Origin of the sequence: Caballeronia grimmiae (assembly GCF_022879615.1) — a bacterium.
GTDB classification, from domain to species: Bacteria; Pseudomonadota; Gammaproteobacteria; order Burkholderiales; family Burkholderiaceae; genus Caballeronia; species Caballeronia grimmiae.
The window spans coordinates 197112-223000 of sequence record NZ_CP084271.1; the positions used below are offsets into that span (position 1 = coordinate 197112).

The window sequence follows — 25889 nt, forward strand, 5'->3', positions numbered from 1 at the left end:
ATGAAACTCGTTATCGGTGACAAGAACCTTTCTTCCTGGTCGATGCGTCCGTGGGTGCTGCTCAGGCATTTCGGCCTGGCGTTCGACGAGATGCTGATCCGCCTCGACCAGCCCGACACGAAGGCGAAGATTCTCGACGTCACGCCGTCGGGCAAGGTGCCGTGTCTCATCACCGATAACGGCGATGCCGTGTGGGAATCGCTCGCGATCATGGAGACGATTGCGGAGAACCATCCGCAGCACGCGATGTGGCCGCGCGACGCCGCTGCCCGCGCCCTTGCCCGCAGCATCAGCGCGGAGATGCACGGGGGCTTCGCGGACCTGCGTCAGAACATGCCGATGCAGATCGACATGCACGCGCCCGGCTTGGGCGCGACGCCGGCGACGCTCTTCGATATTGCGCGCATCGACGCGATGTGGAACGACTGTCTCGCGCGATCGGGCGGGCCGTTCCTGTTCGGCGAGTTCGGCATCGCGGATGCGATGTACGCGCCGGTCGCCATGCGCTTCAACTCTTACGAGCCTGCGTTGAGCGAGGGATCGCGCGCCTATGCGCGTCGCGTGACGGCACTGCCGGCGGTGGCTGCGTGGATCGACGATGCGCGCAAGGAAGCCGCGCGATGAATATCTACGCGGTAGGCGGCGCGATCCGCGATGCGCTGCTCGGCATGCCGGTGATGGATCGCGATTACGTGGTCGTCGGCGCGACGCCAGAGCAGATGGTGGCGCAGGGGTATCGACCGGTGGGGAAGGACTTTCCGGTGTTTTTGCATCCGCAGACGCACGAGGAGTACGCGCTGGCGCGCACGGAGCGCAAGACGGCGGCGGGCTATCACGGATTCCAGTTCTATTATTCGCCGGATGTCACGCTCGAGGAGGACCTGGCGCGCCGCGATCTTACGATCAACGCGATGGCGCGCGAAGTCACGCCGGCGGGCGAGCTGACGGGACCGGTGATCGATCCGTTCAATGGCCGGGCGGACCTCGAGAACAGGCTTTTCAGGCATGTGGGCGATGCGTTCATCGAGGACCCGGTGCGCATTCTGCGGCTTGCGCGTTTTGCTGCGCGCTTTGCGGATTTCACCGTCGCGCCGGAGACCGAGGCGTTGATGAAGAGGATGGTCGAGGCCGGCGAAGTGGATGCGCTCGTGCCGGAGCGCGTGTGGCAGGAAGTGTCGCGCGGTTTGATGGAGAAGAAGCCGTCGCGGATGTTTGAGGTGTTGCGCGGCAGCGGCGCGCTTGCGCGGATTCTTCCCGAGATCGATGCGCTCTGGGGCGTGCCGCAGCGTGCGGACTATCATCCGGAGGTCGATACGGGCGTTCACGTGATGATGGTGCTGGACTATGCGGCTTCGCAGGGCTTTACGTTACCGGTGCGCTTTGCCGCGCTGACACACGATCTCGGCAAGGCGACGACGCCGGAGGATGTGCTGCCGCGTCATATCGGACATGAGGGGCGCAGTGTCGATTTGCTGAAGCCTTTGTGCGAGCGTTTGCGTGTGCCGAACGAATGCCGCGACCTGGCGATGCTCGTTGCGCGCGAGCATGGGAATATCCATCGCGTGATGGATATGGGCGCGGCGGCGCTCGTGCGCTTGTTCGAGCGGTCGGATGCTTTGCGCAAACCTGCGCGGTTTGCGGAAGCGTTGCAGGCTTGTGTTGCGGATATTCGCGGGCGGTTGGGGCTCGAGGCGCAGCCTTATCCGCAGGCTGAGCGGTTGCGGGTTGCACTGGTCGCTGCTCGGGCTGTTGATGCTGGCGCTGTGGCTTTGCGGTTTGCTTCCGAGCCTTCGCGGATTAAGGATGCGGTGCATGAGGCACGGGTTGCGGCCGTGCAGGACGCTTTGGTTTCTTGATTGGTTTTTCTCGTTGAGCTTGTATTCGTGTCGGTCTATTAGCGCGCCCCTCCCCGGGGCGGGGGTCACTTTCTTTGCTGCTGCAAAGAAAGTAACCAAAGAAAGCAGCTTTTTTTCGAACCGCACGAAGCACAGACTTGTGTGCTCACTTCGTAGAACAGCAGTGGCACTCAGCTTGAAAGAGCCTTGAATCACCTTCCGCGCCCACTGACTACTAACGTCCTCCGAGCCCCTTGGCTCGACAACACCAGTTGGGCACCACGCGCATCGCATGTTAACGCTGAATCGCACGTTGAAACCAAGGGCAGATAACGGGCACGGCGGCACGGTCACGCAGAAATCTCCGAAAGCAGAAATAGGCTTACAGGATCCTGCAAGGTCGAGCGCAACTTAGCCGCTTAGCCGCTTAGCCGCGCAATAGCGCAGTAGCGCAATAGCGCAATAGCGCTCATCAGGAGCGTCGCAAGACAGAAGGGAATGAAATCAAAAATTAAGCGCGGAGCGCGGGCGACGGAAGCCTCAGTAAAGGGGCTTCGAGCGGGTTCGGCAGCCCTTGAGTTGTAGCGTGGCGCTGCACATACAGTCGGTGTTAACGAGCCAAGGGGCTCGGAGAACGTTAGTAGTCAGCGGGCGCGGAAGGTGATTCAAGGCTCTGTCAAGCTGAGTGCCACCGATGTTCTACGAAGTGATCACACAAGTTAGTGCTTCGTGCGGTTCGAAAAAAGCTGCTTTCTTTGGTTACTTTCTTTGCAGCGGCAAAGAAAGTGACCCCCGCCCCGGGGGGGCGAGCTAATAGACCGACACGAATACAAGCTCACCGCAAGAAAACCTCACAACGCCCGAGCAATCAAAGAAAGCAAAATAGAGAGCAACAGCGTCGACATGAAGGGAAACGAATACTCCCGCCCGAAGAGGCGCAAATTAAAATCCCCGGGCAACCGCCCGATGCCAAGCTTCCTGAGCCACGGCCAGCACCCGGAAAGCACGACCAGTGCGATAAAAGTAGTGAGTACCCAGCGAATCATGATCGCGTGCTCAGAGTGTATGAGACCGGTCGCCGGAAGAAAACGCATCCAGTCCGGAAGAAATCCCGCGTGAAAACGCGATCACCTTGAACAACTCGCCCATCTCAGCCTCCGACAACAGCTTCTGCACAGCATTAGCCGCAGGCAGAAACCGCTTCACATCCGAGGGATCGAGTTCGCCGAGCACATCCGTAATGCCAGCGTTCATCAGAAACCGCGCCTGCGATGTGAACCCGAGCAAATCCGCCCCCGTCTCCACACCCGCTTCCGCAATACTCGTAAACTCGACGTGCGCCGTCAAATCCTGCAGCCCCGGATATAAAAACGGATCGGTATGCGCGCGATGCCGGTAATGACACATCAACGTGCCGCCCGCGCGCTGCGCATGATAGAACTCGCGGCGCGGGAATCCATAGTCGATGAAAAACGCCGCGCCACGCACGAGCATCGTGCAAACCGTCTTCGTGAACGCGAGCGCCGCTTCATGCGTCTCGGTCAGATATTCAGCGAAAGGCTCGTCATTCGTTTCGTCGATGGCGTCATCGATCAGTGAAATCTGCGGGTCCACAGAGAGCGAACGATCCTCGAAGGCAAAGCCATCGCCCTGCACGACGACGCCGCGCTCGTGCCACGCGCCCAGCTTGCGCACCACCAAACGCACCGGCATCGCGTCGAGCACTTCGTTGCCGATCACCACGCCCTCGAACGCATCCGGCAACGCATCGAGCCATTCGACCTTCGCGGCAAGCGCAGGCGCTTGCGCCATCAACGTCGCGCGCTGCCGGTCGCGCAGTTCGCCCGACAAATCCACGATCGCGTAATGCTCGATATCCACGTCGAGTTCCGCGAGCGCCGTCAGCAGCCCCGCGGCGAGCTTGCCCGTGCCGGCGCCGAACTCCATCAGCCGCCGCGTGCCGCTCGCCCGCAACGCCTGCGCAACCGGCCGCGCCAGCGTCTTCGCAAACAAGGGCGACAGTTCCGGCGCCGTCACGAAATCGCTGCCGTCTTCCGCACGGCGGCCGAATTTCATCGCCCCGCCGCTGTAATAGCCAAGGCCGGGCGCGTAGAGCGCGAGGTCCATGTAGCGGTCGAACGGCAGCCAGCCGCCCGCCGCCGCGATGCGCTCGCGAATCAGTCGGGTCAGCGCCTCGGACTGCGCGAGCGCGTCGGCGCCCGGAGCAGGTAAACTATCGGATCGTTGAGCATTCGGATTCATCCCAGCATTGTAAATGAGCGCTTCCTCGCCGTTTTCCCCCGCAAATTCGCCCGATTCCCGCTCCGGGGAACCGCGAACCCGCGCCGTGCTCGTCACGGGCGCGGGCAAACGCATCGGACGGGGCATCGCGCTGGAATTCGCCCGCCAGGGATGGAACGTCGCCGTGCATTACGGAACGTCCGAACGCGAAGCGCGCGAAACCGTCGCGCAGATCGAGGCGCTGGGCCGCCGCGCGGTCGCGCTGCAAGCCGATCTCGCCGATGAAACCGCCGTCGCGCAGCTCGTGCCCGCGTGCGTCGAGTCGTTCGGCTCGCTGCAATGCGTGGTGAACTGCGCATCCCGCTTCGACGAAGACACCGCCGCGACTTTCGGCTACGCGAAGCTGATGCAGATGACCGCGGTGAATCTCGCCGCGCCGCTCACGCTCGCGCGCACGCTGCACGAAGCGACGCCCGACGACGCCGCAACCGACGACGCACGGCGCGCCGTCGTCATCAACGTGCTCGATCAGAAGCTGTACAACATGAACCCGGATTACCTCTCGTACACGCTGACGAAGGCCGCGCTCGACAACGCCACCGTCGCGCTGGCGCAGGCGCTCGCGCCGAAGCTGCGTGTCGTCGGGCTCGCGCCGGGGCTCACGCTCGTTTCGGCGTGGCAGACGCCCGCGTCGTTCGAGGCGGCGCATCGCGTGACGCCGCTCGGACGCGCATCGACCGTGGACGATCTCGCGCAGGCCGCGTGCTATCTGGCGAACGCGCATGGCGTGACCGGCACGACGCTCGTCGTCGATGGCGGTCAGCATCTCGTGCCGAGCCCGCGCGACGTGATGTACATGATCGACGCGCCAAAGCCTTAACCTTGGAACCTCACCCATGCTTGCCGCTCTTTCGCATCCCCGGCTGACCGATTGCCGGCGGCTTTTTCTGCGCAACTACGAAGTGCGCATCAACATCGGCGTGCATGACTTCGAGAAGCGCGGCGAGCAACGCGTCGTGATCAACGTCGAATTGTTCGTGCCGCTCGCGCTGTCGACGCCCGTCGCCGACAAGCTCGCCGAAGTGGTCGATTACGACTTCATGCGATCGACCATCGCCGAGCGCGTGAAGCGCGGCCACATCCACTTGCAGGAAACGCTCTGCGACGACGTCGCCGCCGCGCTTCTCGCGCATCCGAACGTTCGGGCCGTCGCCGTATCGACGGAAAAGCCCGATGTCTATCCGGACTGCGACGCGGTCGGCGTCGAAGTCTTTCGCATCAAAGAGGAACGAGCATGAACGCGCGTGAAGCCATCGACCAAGCAGAAGAAGCGAAGCCGGCGCGCGAAGCCATGACGAAGCGCCAGCAGAAGGAAGCCTACGAGAACAACAAGCTGTTCAAGCGCCTCGCGCGGCAGGTCGGCCAGGCGATCGGCGACTTCAACATGATCGAGCAGGGCGACAAGGTCATGGTCTGCCTGTCCGGCGGAAAAGACAGCTACGCGATGCTCGACGTGCTCTTGCGCCTGCGCGAACGCGCGCCGATCGACTTCGATATCGTTGCCGTCAATCTCGATCAGAAGCAGCCGGGCTTTCCGGAGCACGTGCTGCCGGAATACCTGGCGAAGCTCGACATTCCGTTCCATATCGAGAATCAGGACACGTACAGCATCGTCAAGCGGCTCGTGCCGGAAGGCAAGACGACGTGCTCGCTGTGCTCGCGCCTGCGGCGCGGCATTCTCTATCGCGTGGCGGGCGAGCTCGGCGCGACGAAAATCGCGCTGGGGCATCATCGCGACGACATCCTTCAGACGCTTCTGCTCAACATGTTCTACGGCGGCAAGCTGAAGGGCATGCCGCCCAAGCTGCAATCCGACGACGGCAAGAACGTCGTCATTCGTCCGCTCGCCTACGTGAAGGAAACGGACCTCGAGAAGTATGCCGAACTGCGCGAATTTCCGATCATTCCGTGCAATCTGTGCGGCAGCCAGCCGAACCTGAAGCGCGCGGAGATGAAGGCGCTGATTCGCGAATGGGACAAGCGTTTCCCCGGGCGCGTCGAGAACATGTTCAACGCGCTGTCGAACGTGGTGCCGTCGCATCTGATGGATAGCGCGCTGTTTCCGTTCGCCAGCCTGCGCGCGACCGGCGAGGCCGATCCGCAAGGCGATATCGCGTTCGACGAAGAACCGTGCGCGAGCGAACCGTCAGGATCGTCGAAGGCTATTTCAATTGTCCAGTTCGACGACCTGTGAACGCCTGTCCATCAAGGCCCGGCGTGCTCTCGCGCGCCTTTTCAGACAAGTTCGCGTGCTATATTGGCCCGACCTCAAACCCGGCTTGAACCCGCAATAAATTCGCGATGAACATCGTCATTCTGGCTGCCGGCATGGGCAAGCGCATGCGCTCCGCCTTGCCAAAAGTCCTTCATCCCCTGGCGGGCCGGCCGCTGCTGGCACATGTCATCGAGACGGCGCGCGCGCTGTCGCCTGAGCGTCTTGTCGTCGTCGTCGGACACGGCGCGGACAAGGTGCGCGAAGCCGTCGGCGCGCCCGACGTCCAGTTCGCCATTCAGGACAAGCAGCTCGGCACCGGACACGCCGTGCAGCAGGCGCTGCCGCTGCTCGATCCTTCCGTGCCGACCCTCGTGCTCTACGGCGACGTGCCGCTCACGCGCGCAAGCACGCTCGAGCGTTTGCTCGACGCCGCCGGAACCGAACGCTACGGCGTGCTCACGGTAACGGTAGACGACCCGACCGGCTACGGCCGCATCGTGCGTGATGCGAGCGGCGCGGTGCGCAAGATCGTCGAACAGAAGGATGCGAGCGACGAAGAACGGCGCATCGCGGAAATCAACACGGGCATCGTCGTATCGCCGACGCGCACGCTGGAAGCGTGGCTCGCGTCGCTGAAGAACGACAACGCGCAGGGCGAGTTCTATCTGACCGACGTCGTCGAGCGCGCGATCGAAGCGGGCGTCGAAGTCGTGACGGCGCAACCCGACGCCGAATGGGAAACGCTCGGCGTGAACAGCAAGGTGCAACTCGCGGAACTGGAGCGCATCCATCAGCGCAACGTCGCGCATGCGCTGCTCGAAGCCGGCGTGACGCTCGCCGATCCCGCGCGCATCGACGTGCGTGGCACGCTGGAATGCGGCGCGGATGTGTCGATCGACGTGAACTGTGTGTTCGAAGGCCGCGTGACGCTCGCGGACAACGTGAGCATCGGGCCGAACTGCGTCATTCGCGATGCATCGATCGGCGCGGGAACGCGCGTCGACGCGTACACGCATATCGAAGGCGGCACGACGGGCGCGAAGGTCGTGCTCGGGCCGTATGCGCGCTTGCGTCCGGGTGCGGTGCTCGGCGACGAGGCGCACGTCGGCAATTTCGTGGAAGTGAAGAACGCGGTGATGGGCCACGGCGCGAAAGCGAACCACCTGAGCTATATCGGCGATTCCGATATCGGCGCGCGCGTGAATGTCGGCGCGGGCACCATCACCTGTAATTACGACGGCGCGAACAAGCATCGCACGATCGTCGAAGATGACGTGTTCATCGGCTCGGATACGCAACTCGTCGCGCCGGTGCGCGTCGGGCGCGGCGTGACGATCGCAGCGGGCACGACGGTCTGGAAGGACGTGGGCGAAGGCGAACTGGTGCTGAACGAAAAGCGCCAGGTCAGCAAAACGGGCTACGTCCGCCCGGCCAAAAAGAAGGTTTGAAGCGCGCCAGGCCGTGCCGGAAGGCGCGGCCTTGTCATTGGTGCGTTCGGTTCAGATTTCAAAGGATATCGCCATGTGCGGAATTGTCGGCGCGGTTGCGCAACGTAATATCGTCCCAGTGCTCGTCGAAGGTTTGCGGCGGCTCGAATATCGCGGCTACGACTCCTGCGGCGTCGCCGTGCTGAGTCATGGCGAACCGCGCCGCGCTCGCAGCGTCGCGCGCGTGTCGGATCTCGATGCCCAAGTAAAGGAAACGAACCTTGCCGGCATGACCGGCATCGCGCACACCCGCTGGGCGACGCACGGCGCGCCCGTCACCGACAACGCGCACCCGATCTTTTCGCGCGATACCGTGGCGCTCGTGCATAACGGCATCATCGAGAATTACGAGTCGCTGCGCACGATGCTGCGCGACAAGGGCTACGAGTTCGTCTCGCAGACGGATACCGAAGTCATCGCGCATCTGATTCACAGCATGTATCGCGGCGATCTGTTCCAGACCGTGCGCGAGGCCGTCAAGCAGCTGCACGGCGCGTATGCAATCGCGGTGATTCACAAGGATCAGCCGCATACGGTGGTGGGCGCGCGCCAGGGTTCGCCGCTCGTCGTCGGCGTGGGCGAGGGCGAGAACTTCCTCGCCTCCGATGCCCTCGCGCTGGCCGGCAGCACGGATCGCTTCGCGTTCCTCGAAGAGGGCGATGTCGTCGAGATCGCGCTCGATGGCGTGAAGATCGTCGATCGTCAGGGCATGCCCGCCGAGCGCGAAGTGCGCGTGGTGGCCGCGTATGGCGGCGCGGTGGAGCTGGGGCCGTATCGCCATTTCATGCAGAAGGAAATCTTCGAGCAGCCGCGCGCGATCACCGACACGATTCCGCAAGGCGATGAATTCACCGCGAGCCTCTTCGGCGAGAACGCGAAGGACGTGTTCGCGGGCATCGACAGCCTGCTGATTCTCGCGTGCGGCACGAGTTATTACTCGGGGCTGACGGCGAAGTACTGGCTCGAATCGATCGCGAAGATTCCGACGCAGGTGGAGATTGCGAGCGAGTACCGGTATCGGGAGTCGGTGCCCAATCCGAAGGCGCTGGTCGTCGTGATCTCGCAGTCGGGCGAAACCGCCGATACACTCGCCGCGCTCAAGCACGCGCAATCGCTCGGACATGCGCACACGCTCGCCGTGTGCAACGTGAGCACGAGCGCGATGGTGCGCCAGACGGAACTCGCGTTCCTGACGCATGCGGGGACGGAGATCGGCGTGGCGTCGACGAAGGCGTTCACGACGCAGCTCGTCGGCCTGTTCGTGCTGGCTGTGACGCTGGCGAAACTGCGCGGCCGCGTGGATGCGAAGCAGGAAGCGGCGTATCTCGGTCAGTTGCGTCACTTGCCGGCCGCGTTGAATAGCGTGCTGGCGCTGGAGCCGCAGATCATCGCGTGGTCGGAAGAGTTCGCGCGCAAGGAGAATGCGCTGTTCCTCGGGCGCGGGCTGCATTACCCGATCGCGCTGGAAGGCGCGCTCAAGCTCAAGGAAATTTCGTATATCCACGCCGAGGCGTATCCGGCGGGCGAACTGAAGCACGGGCCGCTGGCGCTCGTGACCGAAGCGATGCCGGTCGTGACCGTGGCGCCGAACGACACGCTGCTCGAGAAGCTGAAGTCGAACATGCAGGAAGTGCGGGCGCGCGGCGGAGAGCTGTACGTGTTCGCAGATGCCGACACGCGCATCGTCAGCGAGGACGGCATTCATGTGATTCGCATGCCGGAGCACTACGGTGCGTTGTCGCCGATTCTGCATGTGGTGCCGCTTCAGTTGCTGGCGTATCACACGGCGTGTGCGCGTGGGACGGACGTCGACAAACCGCGGAATCTGGCTAAGTCGGTGACGGTGGAGTGATGTTGGTCGGGATGTAACCGGATGCTCGAAGCGCCTCATCCGAGGCGCTTTTTTTCGTCCCTCACCCGACCGCTCCCGCGTTTACCTGTGGACAAACCTGTCGACACCGCACCGGTTAACCGTTGACGCTTTCTGCATAACCCGCCGTCCCGCGAGAATCGCCGAAAGTTGTCCCGGCTTCCGCCCGCAATCCGCCAAACCATACCGAAGTTGTTTACTCGGCAAGTCATTGACGCAAAACGCTCGAAGCAGGTTATCCACTGAAACGGCGCGGGCTTGTTAACTACTACCACGTATACATACGAATCCTTTTGTTTACTTAGAGGCGCGTGCAGCGCTGCCCAAAACCAAAGCAGCGCAGTTCACTCAACAGCCGTCTCGTGAACCTGCCGCAGACGCTCTCGGCTGTTGCTCAAGTGCATGCGCATCGCGGCGCGGGCATCGTCGGCATCCTGGCGAACGATCGCCCGATAGATCGCCTTGTGTTCATTGAGCACGTTGCGCAACCGTTCGATCTGATCCAGTTCCGCAATCTCCGCTTTGCCAAGGCGCGTGCGAGGACTCACCGCGCGTCCCATCTGACTGAGCACATCGTAGAAATAGCGATTGCCGCTCGCCCGCGCGATCTGCAAGTGAAATTCGACGTCATGCTCCAGCACATCGGTGCTGCCATTGGCGATCTGTTCTTCGTAACGCTCCACCGCACCGGCAATCTGCTTGAGATGCTGCTCCGTCCGGCGTCCCGCTGCCAGCGCGGCGGCGGCGCCTTCGAGATCGATTCGAAATTCGATGATCGCCATGATGTCGAGCAGGTTCGACAAATCGGCATCGTGCAGCCGCACCGACTCGCGATCCGCCATCGCCCTGATGAACGTGCCGACGCCGTGCCGCGTCTCGACCACGTTTGCCGCCTGCAGCCGCGATACCGCCTCCCGCACCACCGAGCGACTCACGGCCATCTGTTTCATCAGCGCGGCTTCGGTCGGAATCTTGTCGCCGGGGCGAAGCACGCCGCGTTCGATCTCTTCGACGAGCGCGGCGACGACTTTATCGGTGAGGCTGGGCATTTTCGGTCTGGTTCTGATATTGATTGAAGTCGGATGACGCCAATGACGCCCCAGCGCGGGTTTCGCCGGGACGTCCGATGAACCATCATGGAGTGCGGCTAAGGCTCCGTCAATTCAGTGAACATCGAATTGATAAGACATCGTATATCTACATGGAACGAGCAACACGAAGCCGAGACGCATCGGGTAAGAGAATTAAGGGTTAACGCCTCGTTCCACGCTCAAGAAAACCCGGTATGTTCTGTTAAGACATCCTATGACTTAGCCGCATCCAAACGACCCACCCGCCACAGGGAGGCATCATGCCGTCTTCGACACCGTATCGACCGTTGCCCAATGCGTTCCGCACATCGCTGCTGGCGAGAAAGAAGCTGATCGGCTGCTGGTCGTCGCTGGCGAGTCCGATCGTCACCGAGTTGCTGGGCGTCGTCGGTTTCGACTGGATCCTGCTCGACGCCGAGCACGCGCCCAACGATGCGCTCACGCTGATCCCGCAACTCATGGCGCTTAAGGACAGCGTCAGCGCGCCCGTCGTGCGTCCGCCGGCGAACGAGCCGGTCGCGATCAAGCGGCTGCTCGATGCCGGTTTCGTCAACTTCCTCATCCCGTTCGTCGACAGTGCCGCCGATGCCCGCCGCGCCGTCGCCGCGACGCGGTATCCGCCGCACGGCATCCGCGGCGTGTCGGTCGGGCATCGTGGGAACCGTTACGGGACTGTCGCGGACTACTTCAAGGTGGCGAACGACAACATCAGCGTCGCGGTGCAGATCGAGAGCCGCGCGGCCGTCGATGCGATCGACGAAATCGCCGCCGTCGATGGCGTCGATGCGCTCTTCGTCGGACCATCCGATCTCGCCGCCGCGTACGGCCAGCTCGGCAACGCGAATCATCCGGACGTGCAGGCGGCCATCGCTCACGTATTCGGACGCGCGCACGCGGCGGGCAAGCCGAGCGGCATCCTCGCGCCCGTGCAGCAGGACGCGGAACGCTATCTGTCGATGGGCTGCACGCTCGTCGCCGTCGGCGCGGATCTCGGCATGCTTCGCAACACGGCGCAGGCCGTGAAGAAACACTTCATCGAAGAGTAAGCTGCGACAGATTCGCGCTTCTCTCGCAGCACCCGGACATCGACACCTGAACCAAGGAGCAATACATGGCGACAAAAGCAGGCTTCATCGGTCTCGGCATCATGGGCCTTCCCATGGCGGCGAATCTCGTCAAGAACGGCGTCGAACTGGCGGCGTTCACGCGCAGCGGCGTGCCTGCCGAACTGACGCAGGCGGGCGCCACGGCAAGTGACAGCCCCGCAGCCGTCGCGGAGAAAGCCGACGTCATCTTCCTGATGGTGCCGGATACGCCCGACGTCGAGCGCGTGCTGTTCGGCGAGAACGGCGTCGCGAATTCGCTGCGCGCGGGGCAGATCGTCGTCGATATGAGCTCGATCTCGCCGATCGCCACGCGCGAGTTCGCCGCGAAAGTGCGCGAGCGCGGCGCCGATTATCTCGATGCACCCGTTTCCGGCGGCGAAGTCGGGGCGAAGGCGGCGTCGCTCACGATCATGGTCGGCGGCGCGCAAGCCACCTTCGACAAGGTGAAGCCGCTCTTCGAGATGATGGGCAAGAATATCTCGCTGATCGGCGAGGTCGGTGCGGGGCAGGTGTGCAAGGTCGCAAACCAGGTGATCGTCGCGGCGACGATCGAAGCGGTCGGCGAGGCGCTGCTGCTCGCGTCCAAAGCGGGCGTCGATGCCGAAAAGGTCCGCACCGCGCTGATGGGCGGCTTCGCGTCGTCGCGGATTCTGGAAGTCCACGGCGAGCGGATGACCAAGCGCACGTTCAATCCGGGCTTCCGCATCGAACTGCATCAAAAGGATCTGAACCTGGCGCTCGCGACCGCGCAATCACTCGGCGTATCGCTGCCGAACACGGCGACGTGTCAGGCGCTCTTCAACGCGTGCGCCGCGCACGGCGGCAAGGCGTGGGACCACTCGGGCATGGTCCGCGCGCTCGAGATTCTGGCGAACCATGAGATCGGGCAGGACGTGAAGTAACCTTCGTTCGGGAGAAGGGCACACGAGAGCCGGCGCAAGCCGGCTTTTCCGTTGGCGCCACATAGAGTTGTCAGACGTCTACTGACTGCACTGCGACGGCACGGCGAAAAGGCGCTGCATGCCGAGCCAAAGGGTAAACACGCGATGCCATAGTCGTCCGATGACCATAGACTGTCGTCAGACAACCTACCACGTCAGGAGACAAGCTTGCGATCCGCTCCCGCCACGCGCGCCGACGACTTGCTCGAATCGGCCAGTTCCAAGGTCAAGCGCCACGTCCTGCCCTTGTTCCTCATCATGTTCATCGCGAATTACATCGATCGCGTGAACGTCGGTTTCGTCAACTCGCACATGCAGACGGACCTCGGCATCGGCGCGGCGGCTTACGGGCTCGGCAGCGGGCTGTTTTTCATCGGCTATGCGCTGTTCGAAGTGCCGTCCAACGTGCTGATGCAGAAGTACGGCGCGCGCGCGTGGCTCACGCGGATCATGGGGACGTGGGGCATCGTCGCCGCGGCGATGGCCTTCGTCTGGAACGACACGTCGTTCTACGTGTTGCGATTCCTGCTCGGCGTGGCCGAAGCGGGTTTCTTCCCCGGCGTCGTGTTCTATTTCACGCAATGGCTGCCGCAAAAGGAGCGCGGCAAGGCCATCGCCGTGTTCCTGGGCGGGTCCGCCATCGCGTCGGTGCTGTCGGGGCCGATCACGGGCGGCCTTCTGTCGATTCGCGGCCTCGGCCTGCACGGCTGGCAGTGGATGTTCCTGATCGAAGGCGGCTTCTCGGTGCTGCTGTGCGGCCTGAGCTGGATGCTGCTGAAGTCGCGCATCGCCGACGCGCACTGGCTCACCGCCGACGAACGTCAGGCGCTGCAAAGGGCAATCGCGAACGAGCAGGCCGAGCGCGAAGCCACGGGCGGCCGTCACGTGTCCGCGCTCCAGCTGCTCAAAGACCCGCAGATCGTGCTGTTCTGCTTCCTGTATTTCGCGATCCAGCTCACCATTTACGCCGCGACGTTCTGGCTGCCGACGATCATCCGCAAGATGGGCGGCCTCACCGATTTCCAGGTCGGCCTCTTCAACGCGGTGCCGTGGCTGATCGCGATGGTCGCGATGTACTGCTTCGCGCTGCTCTCCGCGCGCTGGCGCTTTCAGCAGGCGTGGCTCGCGACGGCGCTCGTCATCGCGGCGTGCGGGCTGTTCGCTTCGACGACGGGCAATGCGGTGCTGTCTTTCGTCGCTATCTGCTTCTCGGCGATCGGCTTCAAGGCGGCGGCGTCGCTGTTCTGGCCGATTCCGCAAGGCTATCTCGATGCGCGCGTCGCGGCCGGCGTGATCGCGCTGATCAACTCGGTCGGCAATCTCGGCGGTTTCTTCGCCCCCGCGACGTTCGGCTATCTTCAACAACATACGGGCTCTGTATCGGGCGGCCTGTATGCGCTCGGCGTCGCGTCGCTGATCGCGGCGGCGGCTGCCTTCCTTACGCGCAACCGGCGCTCGGACGGGACGCCCGTCGGCCACGCATCGCCCCGCAATGCACATTGAACGCGGCTTGACCATCCACTTCGGGACCACTCACATGTCGACCAACGCAATCCAACCGAACGCCACTCCGAAAGTCACCGAACTGCGCGTCGTGCCCGTCGCGGGCCGCGACAGCATGCTGATGAACCTCTCCGGCGCGCATGCGCCGTTCTTCACGCGCAACATCGTCATCCTCAAGGACAGCGCGGGGAATACCGGCGTCGGCGAAGTGCCGGGCGGCGAGAACATCCGCCGGACCATCGACGATGCCCGCGCGTTCGTCGTCGGGCAATCCATCGGCAACATGCAGGCGGTGCTGAACCGCGCGCGCACGCAATTCGCCGATCGCGATGCGGGCGGTCGCGGCCTGCAGACCTTCGACCTGCGCACGACGATCCACGCCGTGACCGCGCTCGAAGCCGCGCTGCTCGATCTGCTCGGCCAGCATCTCGGCGTGCCGGTTGCCGCGCTGCTCGGCGAAGGCCAGCAGCGCGACGGAGTGGAGATGCTCGGCTATCTGTTCTATATCGGCGATCGCAACAAGACCGATCTGCCCTATGCGTCCGGCGAGAACGGCAAGGACGACTGGGAGCGCCTGCGCACCGAAGTCGCGCTGACGCCGGAAGCGGTCGTGCGCCTCGCGGAAGCCGCACAGGCGCGCTACGGCTTCAACGACTTCAAGCTGAAAGGCGGCGTGCTCGCGGGCGATGCCGAAATCGAAGCGGTGACGGCGCTTGCCGAGCGTTTCCCGGACGCACGCGTGACGCTCGATCCGAACGGCGCGTGGTCGCTCGCGGAAGCGGTCCGCCTGTGCCGCGACCAGCACGACGTCCTCGCCTACGCGGAAGATCCGTGCGGCGCGGAGAACGGCTATTCGGGCCGCGAAGTGATGGCGGAGTTCCGCCGCGCGACCGGCCTGCCGACCGCGACGAACATGATCGCAACCGACTGGCGTCAGATGGGCCACGCCATGCAGTTGCAATCGGTCGATATCCCGCTCGCCGACCCGCATTTCTGGACGATGCAGGGCTCCGTGCGCGTCGCGCAGATGTGCAACGACTGGGGTCTCACGTGGGGATCGCATTCGAACAATCACTTCGATGTGTCGCTCGCGATGTTCACGCATGTCGCCGCGGCCGCGCCGGGCAAGATCACGGCCATCGATACGCACTGGATCTGGCAGGACGGCCAGCGTCTGACGCGCGATCCGCTGCAGATCGTCGGCGGCAAGGTGAAGGTGCCGGCGACGCCGGGGCTCGGCGTCGAACTCGATATGGACGAAATCGAGAAGGCGCACGCGCTTTACCTCGAGCACGGCCTCGGCGCGCGCGACGATGGCATCGCGATGCAATATCTGATTCCGAACTGGAAGTTCGACAACAAGCGTCCGTGTCTCGTGCGCTGAAGCCGAACGCTCGTCAGGAGTCGCGCTTCAGCCGCTCGATGAGCGCCATCGCGGCGGCGGGATTGGCAGGCTTGTTCCCGCTGATGACGTACAGATAAACGTCACGCGCCGATGCCTTCGCAGCCGGTTTCCTGGTCTCTCCGACCGTCTGCAGGTCGTCGGGCGCACCGCCTGCCGCCCACTCTTGGACGCGCTTCGCCCAGCGGTCGAGCGCGGCCTTCGTATAGCCGTTGGCCGGCTTTTCGGTCGTGCCCATGATGCGGGCGTAGACGAAAGGCGCGGTCACATCCGCGATTTGCGGATACTTCGAATCGCCCGCGACGACGGCCGCCACACCGTATTGCCGAAGCAGCGCGACGAACGCCGGATCGACGAAACTCGCGTGCCGCACTTCGACCGCGTGACGAATCGCGCGCCCTTCCACTTCTTGCGGCAGCAGCTTCAGGAAGTTTTCGAAATCTTCGGCATCGAATTGCTTGGTCGGCGCGAATTGCCAGTTGATCGGGCCGAGCTTGTCCTTCAGTTCGAGCACGCCGCTCGCGAAAAAGCGTTCGATGGATTCGCCCGCTTCCGCCAGCACCCGCCGATGCGTCGAATACCGCGATGCCTTCAGCGAGAACACGAAATCGTCGGGCGTTTCGTCGTGCCACTTGGCGAACGTCGCGGGCTTCTGCGAGCCGTAGAACGTGCCGTTCACTTCGATGCTCGTCAGCGCGCGGCTCGCGAATTCGAGTTCGCGCTTTTGCGCGAGCCCTTCGGGATAAAAGGTGCCGCGCCACGGCTCGAAATTCCATCCACCAACGCCGATACGAATGGTCGGCGTGCCGCTCGTTTTCTTTTTGGTCGCCATGGGGCGTCTCCTGTCCGAACCCGTCACGAGTGTAACGAACAAGGAAGGCGCGCGTGCGCGGCGTCATTTCCTCCCGACGAGATAGCTCACGCCCTGCGGGCCATACTGCTCAGAATGCGCGGCATTGGCCGGCAAATGAAAGATTTCGCCCACGCGATACAGCCGCGCTTCATCGCCGATGCGGATCGTCAGTTCGCCTTCGAGAATTAGCGCCTTCGCTTCGAACGGATGCGTGTGAATGTCGAGCGAGCCGTTCGGTTCGCGCGTGACGGTGACGACTTCATCGAAGCCCTCGGCGGAAAGAAGGGTGAGATAGGCGTCGCGTTGCATGAGGGAATCCGGACGAAAGAGGGAAGGGCGCGCCGGACGCGCCCCGGGCGCCGATGCGAAATCAGTTGCCGAAGAAGATATCGCACTGCGGTCCGCGGACGCAGGGCTTGGAGATCGGGCTGCCGCCCATGCTCATCGAGCCGGCGCCGCCGCGCGTCGATGGCATGCCGCCATACGATGTATCGCCGGTGCTATCCATGCTTGCGCCCTGCTGCATCGCGCCGGGCTGGGTCCATGTGTCCGGCGTGGCCTGCCCTGGCACTTGCGCGGTCCGATAATAAGTCTGCTGCGCCGATGCGATGCCCGCGACGGCGAGTACCGAGACGGCAAGCGCCGTCTTGATGAGCTTCGATTTCATGTCTTCGACTCCTTGAGTGGGATGCGCGACGATTCATGCGATGCTGTCGCGCATCCGTTCGTATCCGGTGAGCCGCAGGAAGCGCGCAGTGCGGACGTTCGTGCATCGCTTCGCGGGCGTTGCGCGTGTTCGCGGCAATTCCGTTATAGGCGGCGGCCTTCGCAATGAACAGGAAATACGCTTATACGTCGGCGATCCGGTCGCGCGCATGACACGATGCGGTCAACGACGACATGCGCTGCCAGCAATAGAATGCAAGTCATTCACGAACCCGGGAACCATCGAACCAAGGAGAGCGCGATGACCGTCACCATCTATCACAACCCCCAATGCGGCACTTCGCGCAACACGCTGGCGCTGATCCGCAATGCGGGCATCGAGCCGAACGTCGTCGAGTATCTGACGCATCCGCCGAGCCGCGAGACGCTCACCGCGCTGATTGCGCGCGCCGGTCTGACGGTGCGCGACGCCCTGCGCGAAAAGGGCACGCCCTACGCGGAGCTCGGCCTCGGCGATCCCGCGCTTACCGACGATCAGCTCATCGACGCGATGCTCGCGCATCCCATTCTCATCAATCGCCCGTTCGTCGATACGCCGGTCGGCGCGCGGCTGTGCCGTCCATCGGAACGGGTGATCGACATCCTGCCGTCGCCGCAGAGAGGACCGTTCACGAAGGAAGACGGCGAGGTGGTCATCGACGAGCAAGGCAAGCGCGTGCGCTGATGCTGCAAGCCGTTACTCCGCGTTACCTTTCTGGCATTGCTGTTGCACCTGTGTCAGACATCGCCTTCTAGACTGCACCTGACTCACACGGCACTCGGTGCAGGAGATAAGCGAGATGAAGAACAAACTTCTTGGTACGGTCGTCGGGCTCGCGGGACTGGCGGCGCTTGCGGTATCGGCATCGGCGTCTGCGCATGCCGATGTGGCGGTCGGCGTCGGCGTGCCGGCTTATTACGGCCCTGCGCAACCGGTGTACGTGCAGCCCGCCCCGGTCGCTTACGGCTATGGCTACGGATACGATGACGGCTGGCGGGAGCAACGCTGGCGCGAACATCAGTGGCGCGAGCGTCGTGAGCGTCACTGGCGGCACGAGATGCGCCGTGAAGACCGGTGGCACGACCGGCACGGCTGGTAACGCAATCGACTTCTGAGACGCGGCGGGCTTCTGCGGCCCGCCGCGTTCTCGTTGGCGCTGCGTCATCGTGTCCTGGCCGTACGCCTCAAGTCGCGTGCGTCCGCGCCGTTATTGCGTGGATAGCCGCATTCCAATTCCTTCACGATGTTCAGTCCGGTCAGCATCCTCGTCGTCACCGCATTGTCGAGCGTGCTCTCGATACTGGTGCTGATCTCGTTGTCATCCCACGCCATCGACGGCGTCCCGCGCTGGCTCTGGGCGAACGTGCTGGCGATCGCATCGCTTGCGCTGTTCGCGATGCAGAACGTCGTGCCCGCGTGGCTCGGCGTCGTCGTCGCGAATCAGCTCATCGCGGCAACGGCGCTTCTGATCTACGAAGGCTGCAACGACTTCTTCGGCGTGCGGCTCCGCACTCAGGCGCGCGCCGTCGGCTGGATGATGTGGCTGGGCGTGATGGCCGGCATCACGTACTACACCTATGTCGCGCCGGACATGCATGTGCGCGTGATGATCGTGTCGGCGTTCCATGCGGCGTGCGATCTCGCGATTGCGGGCCGCGTGCTGCTGTCGCGCCCGCCCGACCGGCCGCGCTACAACTATCTGTTCGTCGCCGGCGCCGCCTTGCTCGGGACGTTCGGCCACACCGCGCGCGGCGCGATCTACACGGTCGCGCCACCGCCGCAGACGGCGCTGCTTCAACCCGGCCCGATGCAGATCACGTTTCTCGCGCTCGGCATTCTCGTGTTGCCGTCGCTGTGCATCGGGCTCGTCATCATGGCGCATGACCGCCTCGCGATGCGCCTCGAAAGGCTCGCCCGCTTCGACGATCTCACCGGCGCGCTGTCACGCAAGGCGCTGCTCGAAGCCGCCGCGTCGCGGCTTGCCCGGTCTTCGCAGGACGGCCGGCGCGAGTATGTCGCGGTCATCGATCTCGATCACTTCAAGAGCGTGAACGACCGATACGGCCACGCGGGCGGCGACGAAGTGCTGCGCCATTTTTCAGCCATCGTGAACGCGCGCATTCGTGACGGCGATGCGTTCGGGCGCATCGGCGGCGAGGAGTTTTGCCTGCTCTGCACGGCGGCGCGCATCGGCGATGTGACCGCGCTGGTCGAGCGCCTGCGCGCGACGGTCGCGTCGACGCCTTGCGGCGTATCCGGCGGCGTGCTGCGTTACACGTTCAGCGCGGGCATCGCGGCGTGGGATGGGCGCGAATCGCTGGCCTCGCTGATGGCGCGCGCCGATGCGCGGCTGTACGCGGCCAAGCTCGCGGGACGGGATCGCGTGAACGGGCCGGTGGAGAATGCGGCCACGTAAGCCGTGCGGCGTTCAGTCATCGTCGACGCCGCCGCGCGCTGCGCGCTCGCCGGGCGGCTTGCGCATCCATCGCCGAAGCAGGCTTTTCTCGACGACGCGGCCCACGATCAGGAGCACGATCAGCATGACCGTCGCGATGATCGCAAGACTCCAGATGCCGAGCCCGCACAGGATGCCGACCGCCGCCGTGACCCAGATCGAAGCGGCCGTCGTCAGCCCGCGAATGCGATTCTCCGCCTGGTTCTGGATGATGACGCCCGCGCCCAGAAATCCGATTCCCGTCACGATGCCCTGCACGACGCGCGACACATCGGCGTCGTCATAAAGCGTGCGCGTGGAGAAGCCCATTGCGCACATCGTCGCGATGCACGCCCCGAGCGATACCAGCCCGAGCGTTTTCATGCCTGTCGGCTTGCCGTGCAAATCACGATCGATGCCGATGATGCAGCCCACGAGCACCGCGCACAGCATGCGCAGGACGGCATCGGCGAGAATGGGGTAGGGCAGCATCGCGGGCTCCGTTGTCGGTTTTCTTGTCGCGCGGAGAAGGCGCGGATCGGCGTAGTGCAACTGTAAGTCCGTCGATCTTCGCATTGAAGCGGTGCAAACGACAGTGGCCCGCACCGCGCGATTTTTTGTCGCGATAACGTGCTTTGCTCTGCATCAGCCTAGAGGCGACTGAAACGACATGACCCACCAGACCCGATTCTCGATGATCGACGCGGCCCCGACGCCGGTCGGCCCGTTCTCGCACGCGGCGGAAGCCGATGGCTGGGTTTTCCTGACCGGCCAGATGCCCACCCATCCCGACGACGACACCGCGCCGCTGCCCGACGGCATCGCGGCGCAGACGCGGCGCGTGATGGACAACCTCATCATCGTGCTGACGGGGCTGGGCCTCACGCTCGACCACGTCGTGAGCGTGCGCATCTTCCTGACCGAGTTCAAACGCGATTACGACGCGATGAACGCCGTCTATCGCTCGTACTTCGCGCCGAAGCCGCTGCCGGCGCGCACGTGTATCGGCGTGACCGCGCTCGCCCGCGATGCGCTCGTGGAAATCGACTTCGTCGCAAGGCGGCCGTAGATCACCGGCGCGCCTTCGACGCATCCACCCACCGGAACGTCAGGTTAATGCGCTCGCCACGCGCGCCCGGCTCCTTCGGCACGCGATGCACCCATTCGAGCTGCGTGCGTCCGCGCATCACCAGCAGACTGCCGTGCGTGAGCGAGAGCGTGTGCGTCGTGTGCGTGCGGACATGGCGGAACTCGAAGGTGCGCGCCGTGCCGAGGCTCACCGAAGCGATCACCGGCTCCGGTCCAAGCTCCCGCTCCTTGTCGGCGTGCCAGCCCATGCTGTCCTGCCCGCCGCGATAGCGATTGATCAGCACGCTGTTGAAGCGCGCGCCGGCCGTCTCTTGCGCGGCATCGCGAAGTTGCGCGACGGCGGGCGTCCACGGCTGCGGCACGTTGCGGATGCCCGAATAGACATAGACCGCATCCGGCTCGCCCTGCCACGCGGTCAGGCGAGGCAGCGGCACGCGCCCGCCCGGCGTGTTCATGTGGTCCTGTTGCCAGCGCACTTCATCGATCAGCGCGCCCATCAGGTCGCAGCCGGCGTCCGCGCCGATCCAGTCGGGATGCCACGCGATGTCGGGCTTGGGAATGTCGTCGAAGAGATCGAACATGGCGATGCGCGCCGATGCGGCCAAAAGATTCACGATAGCAGAGCCATCGCACGCCGGCGTTGCGCTTTTATCGCTTTGCCGCACGTTTGGGCGCGAGCGGGGCGTGTGCTACAGTCGGCTCGATCATCTCGAAAATAATGGAAATCGCATGACGACCACCGCCGAAGCACACGGCGGCGCGGAGAGCCGCCGCATTCTGCTTGTCGACGATAGCGCCGACGCCGCGTTCGCGATGTCGATGCTGCTCGAAGCCATGGGTCACGAAGTGCGGACGGCGCACGACGGCGCGTGCGCGCTTAACTCCGTCGACGATTTCCGGCCCGACGTGGTGCTGCTCGATATCGGCCTGCCGGGAATGAGCGGTTTCGACGTGGCCCGCGAGATGCGCAAACGCGATGCGACACGCGGCGCGCTGCTGCTCGCGCTCACCGGCTACGGCAGCGCCGCCGATCGTCAGACCGCGCTCGACGCCGGCTTCGATCATCACCTCACGAAGCCGGTCTCCATCGGCGATCTTCAGGCGTTGCTCTCGCGCGCCTGAGCGCGAGCACGTCTCATTCGATCCGCAGTCTCGCCATATAGGGCAGGTGATCGGAAAGCCACGCGGTATCCTGCGTCGGCACGATCCACTCGAGCGGCTTCAGTCCGCGCACGAACATCTTGTCGAGCGCGAGCGCCGGGGAGAACGCCGGAAACGTGCGGCCGGATTCGCCGAGCATCGTCGCCACTTCGTTCATGCCGAGCTCGCCGAAGAGCGCCACGGAGTCGTTGCGCCAGTCGTTGAAATCGCCCGCCAGCACGAGCGGGCCGTCCGGCGCTTCCTTCGCGATCCAGTGCGCGATCCAGTTCATCTGACGCAGCCGCGCCGCACGCGTCAGCGCGAGATGCGCGCAAAGCAGCGTAATCGCGTGACCTGCAAAAGTCGCACGCGCGACGAGCAGCCCGCGCTTTTCGAAGCGATGCGCGGAGATGTCCCATCGACCGGAAAGATCGAGCGGATGCGGCGAGAGGATCGCGTTGCCGTGCCGCCATGACGGCTTGAAGACGTTCGGGCCGAGCGCGATCTGCAATTCGAGCGCGGTGGCGATTTCGGTGGCCTGGCAATGCCAGACATCGTCGAGCGGAGCGGAGAGCGGCTTGCCGAAACCGCTTGCGAGCATCGGCTGCGGCATGCGCCGCGCCATGGCTTCCTGAAGGAAATAGACGTCCGCGTTGGTGGTCTGAACCCACCGCTGCATCGCGCTCCACGCGCGCAGGCCGAGCGGCGAGCGGCCCTTGTGCAGATTCCAACTCACCGCCGTGAAATCCGGCGTGACCGCGTTCGCGGACGGTGCTGGCGGAAGATGTTCGGGGTTTCGCATACTTTCGTTGTCTTTGTACGCGCCGGCAGCCGGTCACTCGGCCGGCGCGGATGGAGCGAGGCTGGCGCGCACCCGGTACGCCAGCGATGGATTGCTGTCGATGATCTGCCATTGCGCCCATTCTCCCGGCTTCACCACGAGGCCGGGATGTGAGCCGCTCACCTGACGCGGCGTCGGCGGCACCTTGCAGCCGGAAGCCGACGTGCGCGATGCATCGTCTTCGATCATCTCCTGCGCATCGATGGCGAGCGTGATGTCGTCGGCGCTCGCGTGCGTCGGGGACACGGTGACGGTGCGTTGCAGGTCGATATCGCCCGCCGGCTTGTCGGCGCAACCGACACGATTCTGCACGACATTGTGATGCGTGTCGGTGCGCGCCTGACCGACGTTCGTCGTCGCGGTGAACGAGTCGATCTGCTGACCGTCGCGCACGACTTGCAGTTCCCAGTTGACCGGCTGCGGCGTGGTCTGCGCGAAGCCGTGACTCGCGGCGAGGCAGGCGCTCAGGATGAGAGCGGATTGGACCCGATGCAAAAGTGCGGTGCGGTTTCTTTTCGTCATTGAAAGCTTCTCCGGCGCGCGGGCATGATCGGATGGCGGCCCGGCCGCGCCTGCGATGGCGTGCGGCGGCCGCCGAATCGGCGTTGCTCGGCCAGTTGGGGAGCACGTTCCGAACCCGCCCGCCGCATCGATCCCGACGATGATACTAGCGCGCGGCGTCATCGGCAGAAGCGGCCGCGATTGGCAGCAGACGCGGCGGACTGCTCGCTTGCGCGTCGTTTTGTCATCGATACACTGAAACCGTCGATCAATCAAAACGACGGGGTGTGACATGACGACGGCCGTGGTCAAACAGGAACTGGCGGTGGCATCCTTCAGCAAGGTCTACAGTCTCGACGACGTGGAGACCGCGCTCAACGAACTATCCGACGGCGCAAGCGACGCGCTGCGCGCCACCTACGAAAAGATGCTCAAGGTCGGCAATCTGCGCTTCTGCGTGAAGCCGAACCGCATGCCATCCATCGACGATCTCGCGGCTTCGCTGCCGAATTTCGACGAACCGCTCGACGACATCCGCAAGCAGATTGCGCTATGCCTCGAAACCGACGACCGCCTCGAACTCATGCCGATGCTGCTGCTCGGCGAGCCGGGCATCGGCAAGACGCATTTCGCGAAACAGCTTGCGCGGCTGCTCGGCACGTCGAGTCATTATGTTGCGATGAGTTCGCTCACGGCCGGATGGATTCTGTCGGGCGCGTCGTCGCAATGGCGCAATGCGAAGCCCGGCAAGGTATTCGATGCCCTCGTGAACGGCAGCTACGCGAACCCCGTCATCACCGTCGATGAAATCGACAAGGCCACCGGCGACGCGCAGTACGATCCGCTCGGCGCGCTCTACGCGCTGCTCGAACACGACACGGCGCAGGCGTTCATCGACGAATTCGCGGAAGTGCCGATCAACGCGGGCAACGTCGTGTGGATCGCGACGGCCAACGACGCCCGCGCGATCCCCGAGCCGCTTTTGAACCGCATGAACGTCTACGAGATTCCCGCGCCGGACCGCGACGGCGCGCGGCGTATCGGGCAGGCGATCTACGCGGAGATTCGCGAAGCGCACGCGTGGGGCGCCCGTTTCCCCGACACGCTCGGCGACGCCCCGCTCGATGTGCTCACGCAAGCGTCGCCGCGCGGCATGCGTCGCGCGATGCTCAACGCGTTCGGCAACGCGCGCATCGACGGAAGACACCACGTCGAGGCGCGCGATATCCAGCTCGACCGGCAGTCGCGCCGAAAATCGATCGGTTTCTGACGAGGCGAAACTCCCGAATTCGGCGAAAACTGCTCGATAACCTGTCTTTTTGGTCATCTGGCGGCCAGATCCTTGCCTTTTTCCGAATTGCACCGGAAAACAACGCTAACTGCGTGGCTTTGTTGTGCGACGCGCAATAGTCGCGCACGTAGAATAGTTAGATTGGGTTGCGCGGAAAGGGACATGGATCGGATCGAATGCGTGGTCATCGGGGCGGGCGTCGTCGGGCTCGCCATTGCGCGTGCGCTGGCGCTGCGCGGGCGCGAAGTCATGGTGCTGGAGGCGGGTGAAGCCATCGGCGTCGGCACGAGTTCGCGCAACAGCGAAGTGATTCACGCGGGCATCTACTATCCACGCGGCTCGCTCAAAGCCGAACTGTGCGTGCGCGGACGCGAGATGCTCTACGAATTCTGCGCCGCGCATGGCGTGCCGCATCGGCAATGCGGGAAGCTGCTCGTCGCGACCGCGCGCAACCAGCTTCCGCAACTGGCGGCCATCGAACAGAAGGGCATCGAGAATCGCGTCGAAGGGCTGGCACGCATCAGCGGCGCGCAGGCGATGGAAATGGAGCCGCAATTGCGATGCGTCGAAGCGGTGTATTCGCCGCGCACGGGCATCGTCGATAGCCATCAGTTCATGCTCGCGGTGCAGGGCGACGCGGAGAATCACGGCGCGGGCGTCGTGTTCCATACGCCGGTCGTCGGCATCGATGCGCGCGAAGGGTGCTTCATCGTCGAGACGGGCGGCGATGCGCCCGCGCGCTTCAGGGCGTCGTATCTGATCAACAGCGCCGGGCTGCACGCCAACGACATCGCGCGCCGCATTCGCGGCCTCGACGACCGTCACGTGCCGCCGCTCTACTTCGCGAAGGGCAATTACTTCAGCGTAAGCGGGCGCACGCCTTTCGACCGTCTCATCTATCCGATGCCGAACGAAGCGGGTCTCGGCGTCCACCTGACGATCGATATGGGCGGTCAGGCGAAGTTCGGCCCGGACGTGGAATGGGTGACGTCGCTGAACTACGACGTCGATCCGCGCCGCGCCGATTCCTTCTACGCGGCGATCCGCGCCTACTGGCCCGGCCTGCCCGACGACGCGCTGCAGCCGGCTTACGCGGGCATCCGGCCGAAGCTTTCCGGTCCCGGCCAGGCCGCCGCCGACTTCATGATCCAGGGCAAATCGGCGCATGGCGTGCCGGGACTCGTGAATCTCTTCGGCATCGAGTCGCCGGGGCTGACGGCATCGCTTGCAATTGGCGAACGCGTCGCCGACATGGCGCGCTAAGAATCGCTAGCGGGCCGCCA

General features: G+C 64.1%; 28 protein-coding genes. 18 read left to right on the forward strand and 10 right to left on the reverse strand.

What is annotated here, in order from left to right; genetic code table 11:
* A complete protein-coding gene (locus LDZ21_RS00915) occupies positions 1–624 on the forward strand; it encodes a glutathione S-transferase family protein (protein ID WP_244793842.1) in 624 nt (207 codons plus the stop codon).
* On the forward strand, positions 621–1856 hold the full coding sequence (locus LDZ21_RS00920) for a multifunctional CCA addition/repair protein (RefSeq protein ID WP_244793843.1): 1236 nt from the start codon (positions 621–623) through the stop codon (positions 1854–1856). The genes LDZ21_RS00915 and LDZ21_RS00920 overlap by 4 nt, the downstream gene beginning before the upstream one ends.
* 830 nt (positions 1857–2686) lie before the next feature.
* Here LDZ21_RS00920 and LDZ21_RS00925 read toward each other — a convergent pair.
* Entirely contained in the window at positions 2687–2881 is a 195-nt protein-coding gene (locus LDZ21_RS00925) for a DUF2905 domain-containing protein (protein ID WP_035962304.1), read from the reverse strand.
* A 10-nt stretch (positions 2882–2891) separates the two neighbouring features.
* The gene (locus tag LDZ21_RS00930; RefSeq protein WP_244793844.1) at positions 2892–4097 is read right to left on the reverse strand and encodes a class I SAM-dependent methyltransferase; all 1206 of its coding nucleotides are present in this window, start codon (positions 4095–4097) and stop codon (positions 2892–2894) included.
* A 13-nt stretch (positions 4098–4110) separates the two neighbouring features.
* Here LDZ21_RS00930 and LDZ21_RS00935 point away from each other — a divergent pair, with 13 nt between their 5' ends.
* The 5 genes from LDZ21_RS00935 to glmS all read left to right on the forward strand — a co-directional run bounded on the left by LDZ21_RS00935 (position 4111) and on the right by glmS (position 9690).
* Positions 4111–4956: an SDR family oxidoreductase gene (locus tag LDZ21_RS00935; RefSeq protein WP_244793845.1), complete on the forward strand. Its 846-nt coding sequence runs from the start codon at positions 4111–4113 to the stop codon at positions 4954–4956.
* Between the two features lie 16 nt (positions 4957–4972).
* A complete protein-coding gene (locus tag LDZ21_RS00940) occupies positions 4973–5374 on the forward strand; it encodes a dihydroneopterin aldolase (protein ID WP_035962310.1) in 402 nt (133 codons plus the stop codon).
* Entirely contained in the window at positions 5371–6330 is a 960-nt protein-coding gene (gene ttcA, locus LDZ21_RS00945; RefSeq protein WP_244793846.1) for a tRNA 2-thiocytidine(32) synthetase TtcA, read from the forward strand. Before LDZ21_RS00940 ends, ttcA begins: the two co-directional genes overlap by 4 nt.
* 107 nt (positions 6331–6437) lie before the next feature.
* A complete protein-coding gene (gene glmU / locus LDZ21_RS00950; RefSeq protein WP_244793847.1) occupies positions 6438–7799 on the forward strand; it encodes a bifunctional UDP-N-acetylglucosamine diphosphorylase/glucosamine-1-phosphate N-acetyltransferase GlmU in 1362 nt (453 codons plus the stop codon).
* A 73-nt stretch (positions 7800–7872) separates the two neighbouring features.
* Positions 7873–9690, forward strand: coding sequence for a glutamine--fructose-6-phosphate transaminase (isomerizing) (glmS, locus tag LDZ21_RS00955; RefSeq protein WP_244793848.1), 1818 nt, complete (start codon positions 7873–7875; stop codon positions 9688–9690).
* A gap of 362 nt (positions 9691–10052) precedes the next feature.
* Here the strand turns inward: glmS and LDZ21_RS00960 are convergent, their stop codons facing one another.
* The gene (locus LDZ21_RS00960) at positions 10053–10757 is read right to left on the reverse strand and encodes a FadR/GntR family transcriptional regulator (protein ID WP_035962319.1); all 705 of its coding nucleotides are present in this window, start codon (positions 10755–10757) and stop codon (positions 10053–10055) included.
* Between the two features lie 302 nt (positions 10758–11059).
* Between LDZ21_RS00960 and garL the strand changes: the two genes are divergently transcribed.
* The 4 genes from garL to gudD all read left to right on the forward strand — a co-directional run bounded on the left by garL (position 11060) and on the right by gudD (position 15733).
* The gene (gene garL, locus LDZ21_RS00965) at positions 11060–11845 is read left to right on the forward strand and encodes a 2-dehydro-3-deoxyglucarate aldolase (RefSeq protein WP_244793849.1); all 786 of its coding nucleotides are present in this window, start codon (positions 11060–11062) and stop codon (positions 11843–11845) included.
* Between the two features lie 65 nt (positions 11846–11910).
* On the forward strand, positions 11911–12807 hold the full coding sequence (locus LDZ21_RS00970) for a 2-hydroxy-3-oxopropionate reductase (protein ID WP_244793850.1): 897 nt from the start codon (positions 11911–11913) through the stop codon (positions 12805–12807).
* Between the two features lie 207 nt (positions 12808–13014).
* Positions 13015–14349, forward strand: coding sequence for an MFS transporter (locus tag LDZ21_RS00975; protein ID WP_404980549.1), 1335 nt, complete (start codon positions 13015–13017; stop codon positions 14347–14349).
* A 34-nt stretch (positions 14350–14383) separates the two neighbouring features.
* The gene (gene gudD / locus LDZ21_RS00980) at positions 14384–15733 is read left to right on the forward strand and encodes a glucarate dehydratase (RefSeq protein ID WP_244793851.1); all 1350 of its coding nucleotides are present in this window, start codon (positions 14384–14386) and stop codon (positions 15731–15733) included.
* 13 nt (positions 15734–15746) lie between these two features.
* Here gudD and LDZ21_RS00985 read toward each other — a convergent pair whose 3' ends face one another.
* From LDZ21_RS00985 to LDZ21_RS00995, 3 genes are all read right to left on the reverse strand, one after another.
* Complete coding sequence (locus LDZ21_RS00985; protein WP_244793852.1) at positions 15747–16583, reverse strand: DUF72 domain-containing protein; 837 nt, start codon at positions 16581–16583, stop codon at positions 15747–15749.
* A 63-nt stretch (positions 16584–16646) separates the two neighbouring features.
* Complete coding sequence (locus LDZ21_RS00990; protein WP_244793853.1) at positions 16647–16913, reverse strand: cupin domain-containing protein; 267 nt, start codon at positions 16911–16913, stop codon at positions 16647–16649.
* A gap of 61 nt (positions 16914–16974) precedes the next feature.
* Complete coding sequence (locus tag LDZ21_RS00995; protein ID WP_035962333.1) at positions 16975–17271, reverse strand: hypothetical protein; 297 nt, start codon at positions 17269–17271, stop codon at positions 16975–16977.
* A 300-nt stretch (positions 17272–17571) separates the two neighbouring features.
* Between LDZ21_RS00995 and arsC the strand changes: the two genes are divergently transcribed.
* From arsC to LDZ21_RS01010, 3 genes are all read left to right on the forward strand, one after another.
* Positions 17572–17994 carry an arsenate reductase (glutaredoxin) gene (gene arsC, locus LDZ21_RS01000; RefSeq protein ID WP_244793854.1) on the forward strand — a complete coding sequence of 141 codons (423 nt, stop codon included), beginning with the start codon at positions 17572–17574 and terminating at the stop codon, positions 17992–17994.
* 115 nt (positions 17995–18109) lie between these two features.
* The gene (locus LDZ21_RS01005) at positions 18110–18409 is read left to right on the forward strand and encodes a hypothetical protein (protein WP_244793855.1); all 300 of its coding nucleotides are present in this window, start codon (positions 18110–18112) and stop codon (positions 18407–18409) included.
* Between the two features lie 144 nt (positions 18410–18553).
* Positions 18554–19726, forward strand: a complete 1173-nt coding sequence (locus LDZ21_RS01010) for a GGDEF domain-containing protein (protein WP_244793856.1) — start codon at positions 18554–18556, stop codon at positions 19724–19726.
* Positions 19727–19738: 12 nt separating this feature from the next.
* Here the strand turns inward: LDZ21_RS01010 and LDZ21_RS01015 are convergent, their stop codons facing one another.
* On the reverse strand, positions 19739–20236 hold the full coding sequence (locus LDZ21_RS01015) for an MgtC/SapB family protein (protein WP_035962441.1): 498 nt from the start codon (positions 20234–20236) through the stop codon (positions 19739–19741).
* Positions 20237–20414: 178 nt separating this feature from the next.
* Between LDZ21_RS01015 and LDZ21_RS01020 the strand changes: the two genes are divergently transcribed.
* Positions 20415–20813 carry a RidA family protein gene (locus LDZ21_RS01020; RefSeq protein ID WP_035962337.1) on the forward strand — a complete coding sequence of 133 codons (399 nt, stop codon included), beginning with the start codon at positions 20415–20417 and terminating at the stop codon, positions 20811–20813.
* Between the two features lies 1 nt (position 20814).
* Here LDZ21_RS01020 and LDZ21_RS01025 read toward each other — a convergent pair whose 3' ends face one another.
* Entirely contained in the window at positions 20815–21414 is a 600-nt protein-coding gene (locus LDZ21_RS01025) for an alpha-ketoglutarate-dependent dioxygenase AlkB family protein (protein ID WP_244794737.1), read from the reverse strand.
* Between the two features lie 148 nt (positions 21415–21562).
* On the opposite strand from LDZ21_RS01025, the gene LDZ21_RS01030 reads away from it, so the two are divergent.
* Positions 21563–21955, forward strand: coding sequence for a response regulator (locus LDZ21_RS01030; protein WP_244793857.1), 393 nt, complete (start codon positions 21563–21565; stop codon positions 21953–21955).
* Positions 21956–21968: 13 nt separating this feature from the next.
* Here the strand turns inward: LDZ21_RS01030 and LDZ21_RS01035 are convergent, their stop codons facing one another.
* Both LDZ21_RS01035 and LDZ21_RS01040 read right to left on the reverse strand, forming a co-directional pair.
* Positions 21969–22775 carry an endonuclease/exonuclease/phosphatase family protein gene (locus tag LDZ21_RS01035; protein WP_035962341.1) on the reverse strand — a complete coding sequence of 269 codons (807 nt, stop codon included), beginning with the start codon at positions 22773–22775 and terminating at the stop codon, positions 21969–21971.
* A 33-nt stretch (positions 22776–22808) separates the two neighbouring features.
* Positions 22809–23336: a hypothetical protein gene (locus LDZ21_RS01040; RefSeq protein WP_244793858.1), complete on the reverse strand. Its 528-nt coding sequence runs from the start codon at positions 23334–23336 to the stop codon at positions 22809–22811.
* 271 nt (positions 23337–23607) lie between these two features.
* Between LDZ21_RS01040 and LDZ21_RS01045 the strand changes: the two genes are divergently transcribed.
* Entirely contained in the window at positions 23608–24585 is a 978-nt protein-coding gene (locus LDZ21_RS01045; RefSeq protein WP_244793859.1) for an AAA family ATPase, read from the forward strand.
* A gap of 183 nt (positions 24586–24768) precedes the next feature.
* Positions 24769–25869 carry an NAD(P)/FAD-dependent oxidoreductase gene (locus LDZ21_RS01050; protein WP_244793860.1) on the forward strand — a complete coding sequence of 367 codons (1101 nt, stop codon included), beginning with the start codon at positions 24769–24771 and terminating at the stop codon, positions 25867–25869.
* The last annotated feature ends 20 nt before the right edge of the window (positions 25870–25889 follow it).

Excerpts from the sequence above, each read along its gene's own strand:
- LDZ21_RS00915 (WP_244793842.1), top strand. The coding sequence starts at position 1 with ATGAAACTCGTTATCGGTGACAAGAACCTTTCTTCCTGGTCGATGCGT.
- LDZ21_RS00920 (WP_244793843.1), top strand. The coding sequence starts at position 621 with ATGAATATCTACGCGGTAGGCGGCGCGATCCGCGATGCGCTGCTCGGC.
- LDZ21_RS00925 (WP_035962304.1), bottom strand. The coding sequence starts at position 2,881 with ATGATTCGCTGGGTACTCACTACTTTTATCGCACTGGTCGTGCTTTCC.
- LDZ21_RS00930 (WP_244793844.1), bottom strand. The coding sequence starts at position 4,097 with ATGAATCCGAATGCTCAACGATCCGATAGTTTACCTGCTCCGGGCGCC.
- LDZ21_RS00935 (WP_244793845.1), top strand. The coding sequence starts at position 4,111 with ATGAGCGCTTCCTCGCCGTTTTCCCCCGCAAATTCGCCCGATTCCCGC.
- LDZ21_RS00940 (WP_035962310.1), top strand. The coding sequence starts at position 4,973 with ATGCTTGCCGCTCTTTCGCATCCCCGGCTGACCGATTGCCGGCGGCTT.
- ttcA (WP_244793846.1), top strand. The coding sequence starts at position 5,371 with ATGAACGCGCGTGAAGCCATCGACCAAGCAGAAGAAGCGAAGCCGGCG.
- glmU (WP_244793847.1), top strand. The coding sequence starts at position 6,438 with ATGAACATCGTCATTCTGGCTGCCGGCATGGGCAAGCGCATGCGCTCC.
- glmS (WP_244793848.1), top strand. The coding sequence starts at position 7,873 with ATGTGCGGAATTGTCGGCGCGGTTGCGCAACGTAATATCGTCCCAGTG.
- LDZ21_RS00960 (WP_035962319.1), bottom strand. The coding sequence starts at position 10,757 with ATGCCCAGCCTCACCGATAAAGTCGTCGCCGCGCTCGTCGAAGAGATC.
- garL (WP_244793849.1), top strand. The coding sequence starts at position 11,060 with ATGCCGTCTTCGACACCGTATCGACCGTTGCCCAATGCGTTCCGCACA.
- LDZ21_RS00970 (WP_244793850.1), top strand. The coding sequence starts at position 11,911 with ATGGCGACAAAAGCAGGCTTCATCGGTCTCGGCATCATGGGCCTTCCC.
- gudD (WP_244793851.1), top strand. The coding sequence starts at position 14,384 with ATGTCGACCAACGCAATCCAACCGAACGCCACTCCGAAAGTCACCGAA.
- LDZ21_RS00985 (WP_244793852.1), bottom strand. The coding sequence starts at position 16,583 with ATGGCGACCAAAAAGAAAACGAGCGGCACGCCGACCATTCGTATCGGC.
- LDZ21_RS00990 (WP_244793853.1), bottom strand. The coding sequence starts at position 16,913 with ATGCAACGCGACGCCTATCTCACCCTTCTTTCCGCCGAGGGCTTCGAT.
- LDZ21_RS00995 (WP_035962333.1), bottom strand. The coding sequence starts at position 17,271 with ATGAAATCGAAGCTCATCAAGACGGCGCTTGCCGTCTCGGTACTCGCC.
- arsC (WP_244793854.1), top strand. The coding sequence starts at position 17,572 with ATGACCGTCACCATCTATCACAACCCCCAATGCGGCACTTCGCGCAAC.
- LDZ21_RS01005 (WP_244793855.1), top strand. The coding sequence starts at position 18,110 with ATGAAGAACAAACTTCTTGGTACGGTCGTCGGGCTCGCGGGACTGGCG.
- LDZ21_RS01010 (WP_244793856.1), top strand. The coding sequence starts at position 18,554 with ATGTTCAGTCCGGTCAGCATCCTCGTCGTCACCGCATTGTCGAGCGTG.
- LDZ21_RS01015 (WP_035962441.1), bottom strand. The coding sequence starts at position 20,236 with ATGCTGCCCTACCCCATTCTCGCCGATGCCGTCCTGCGCATGCTGTGC.
- LDZ21_RS01020 (WP_035962337.1), top strand. The coding sequence starts at position 20,415 with ATGACCCACCAGACCCGATTCTCGATGATCGACGCGGCCCCGACGCCG.
- LDZ21_RS01025 (WP_244794737.1), bottom strand. The coding sequence starts at position 21,414 with ATGTTCGATCTCTTCGACGACATTCCCAAGCCCGACATCGCGTGGCAT.
- LDZ21_RS01030 (WP_244793857.1), top strand. The coding sequence starts at position 21,563 with ATGACGACCACCGCCGAAGCACACGGCGGCGCGGAGAGCCGCCGCATT.
- LDZ21_RS01035 (WP_035962341.1), bottom strand. The coding sequence starts at position 22,775 with ATGCGAAACCCCGAACATCTTCCGCCAGCACCGTCCGCGAACGCGGTC.
- LDZ21_RS01040 (WP_244793858.1), bottom strand. The coding sequence starts at position 23,336 with ATGACGAAAAGAAACCGCACCGCACTTTTGCATCGGGTCCAATCCGCT.
- LDZ21_RS01045 (WP_244793859.1), top strand. The coding sequence starts at position 23,608 with ATGACGACGGCCGTGGTCAAACAGGAACTGGCGGTGGCATCCTTCAGC.
- LDZ21_RS01050 (WP_244793860.1), top strand. The coding sequence starts at position 24,769 with ATGGATCGGATCGAATGCGTGGTCATCGGGGCGGGCGTCGTCGGGCTC.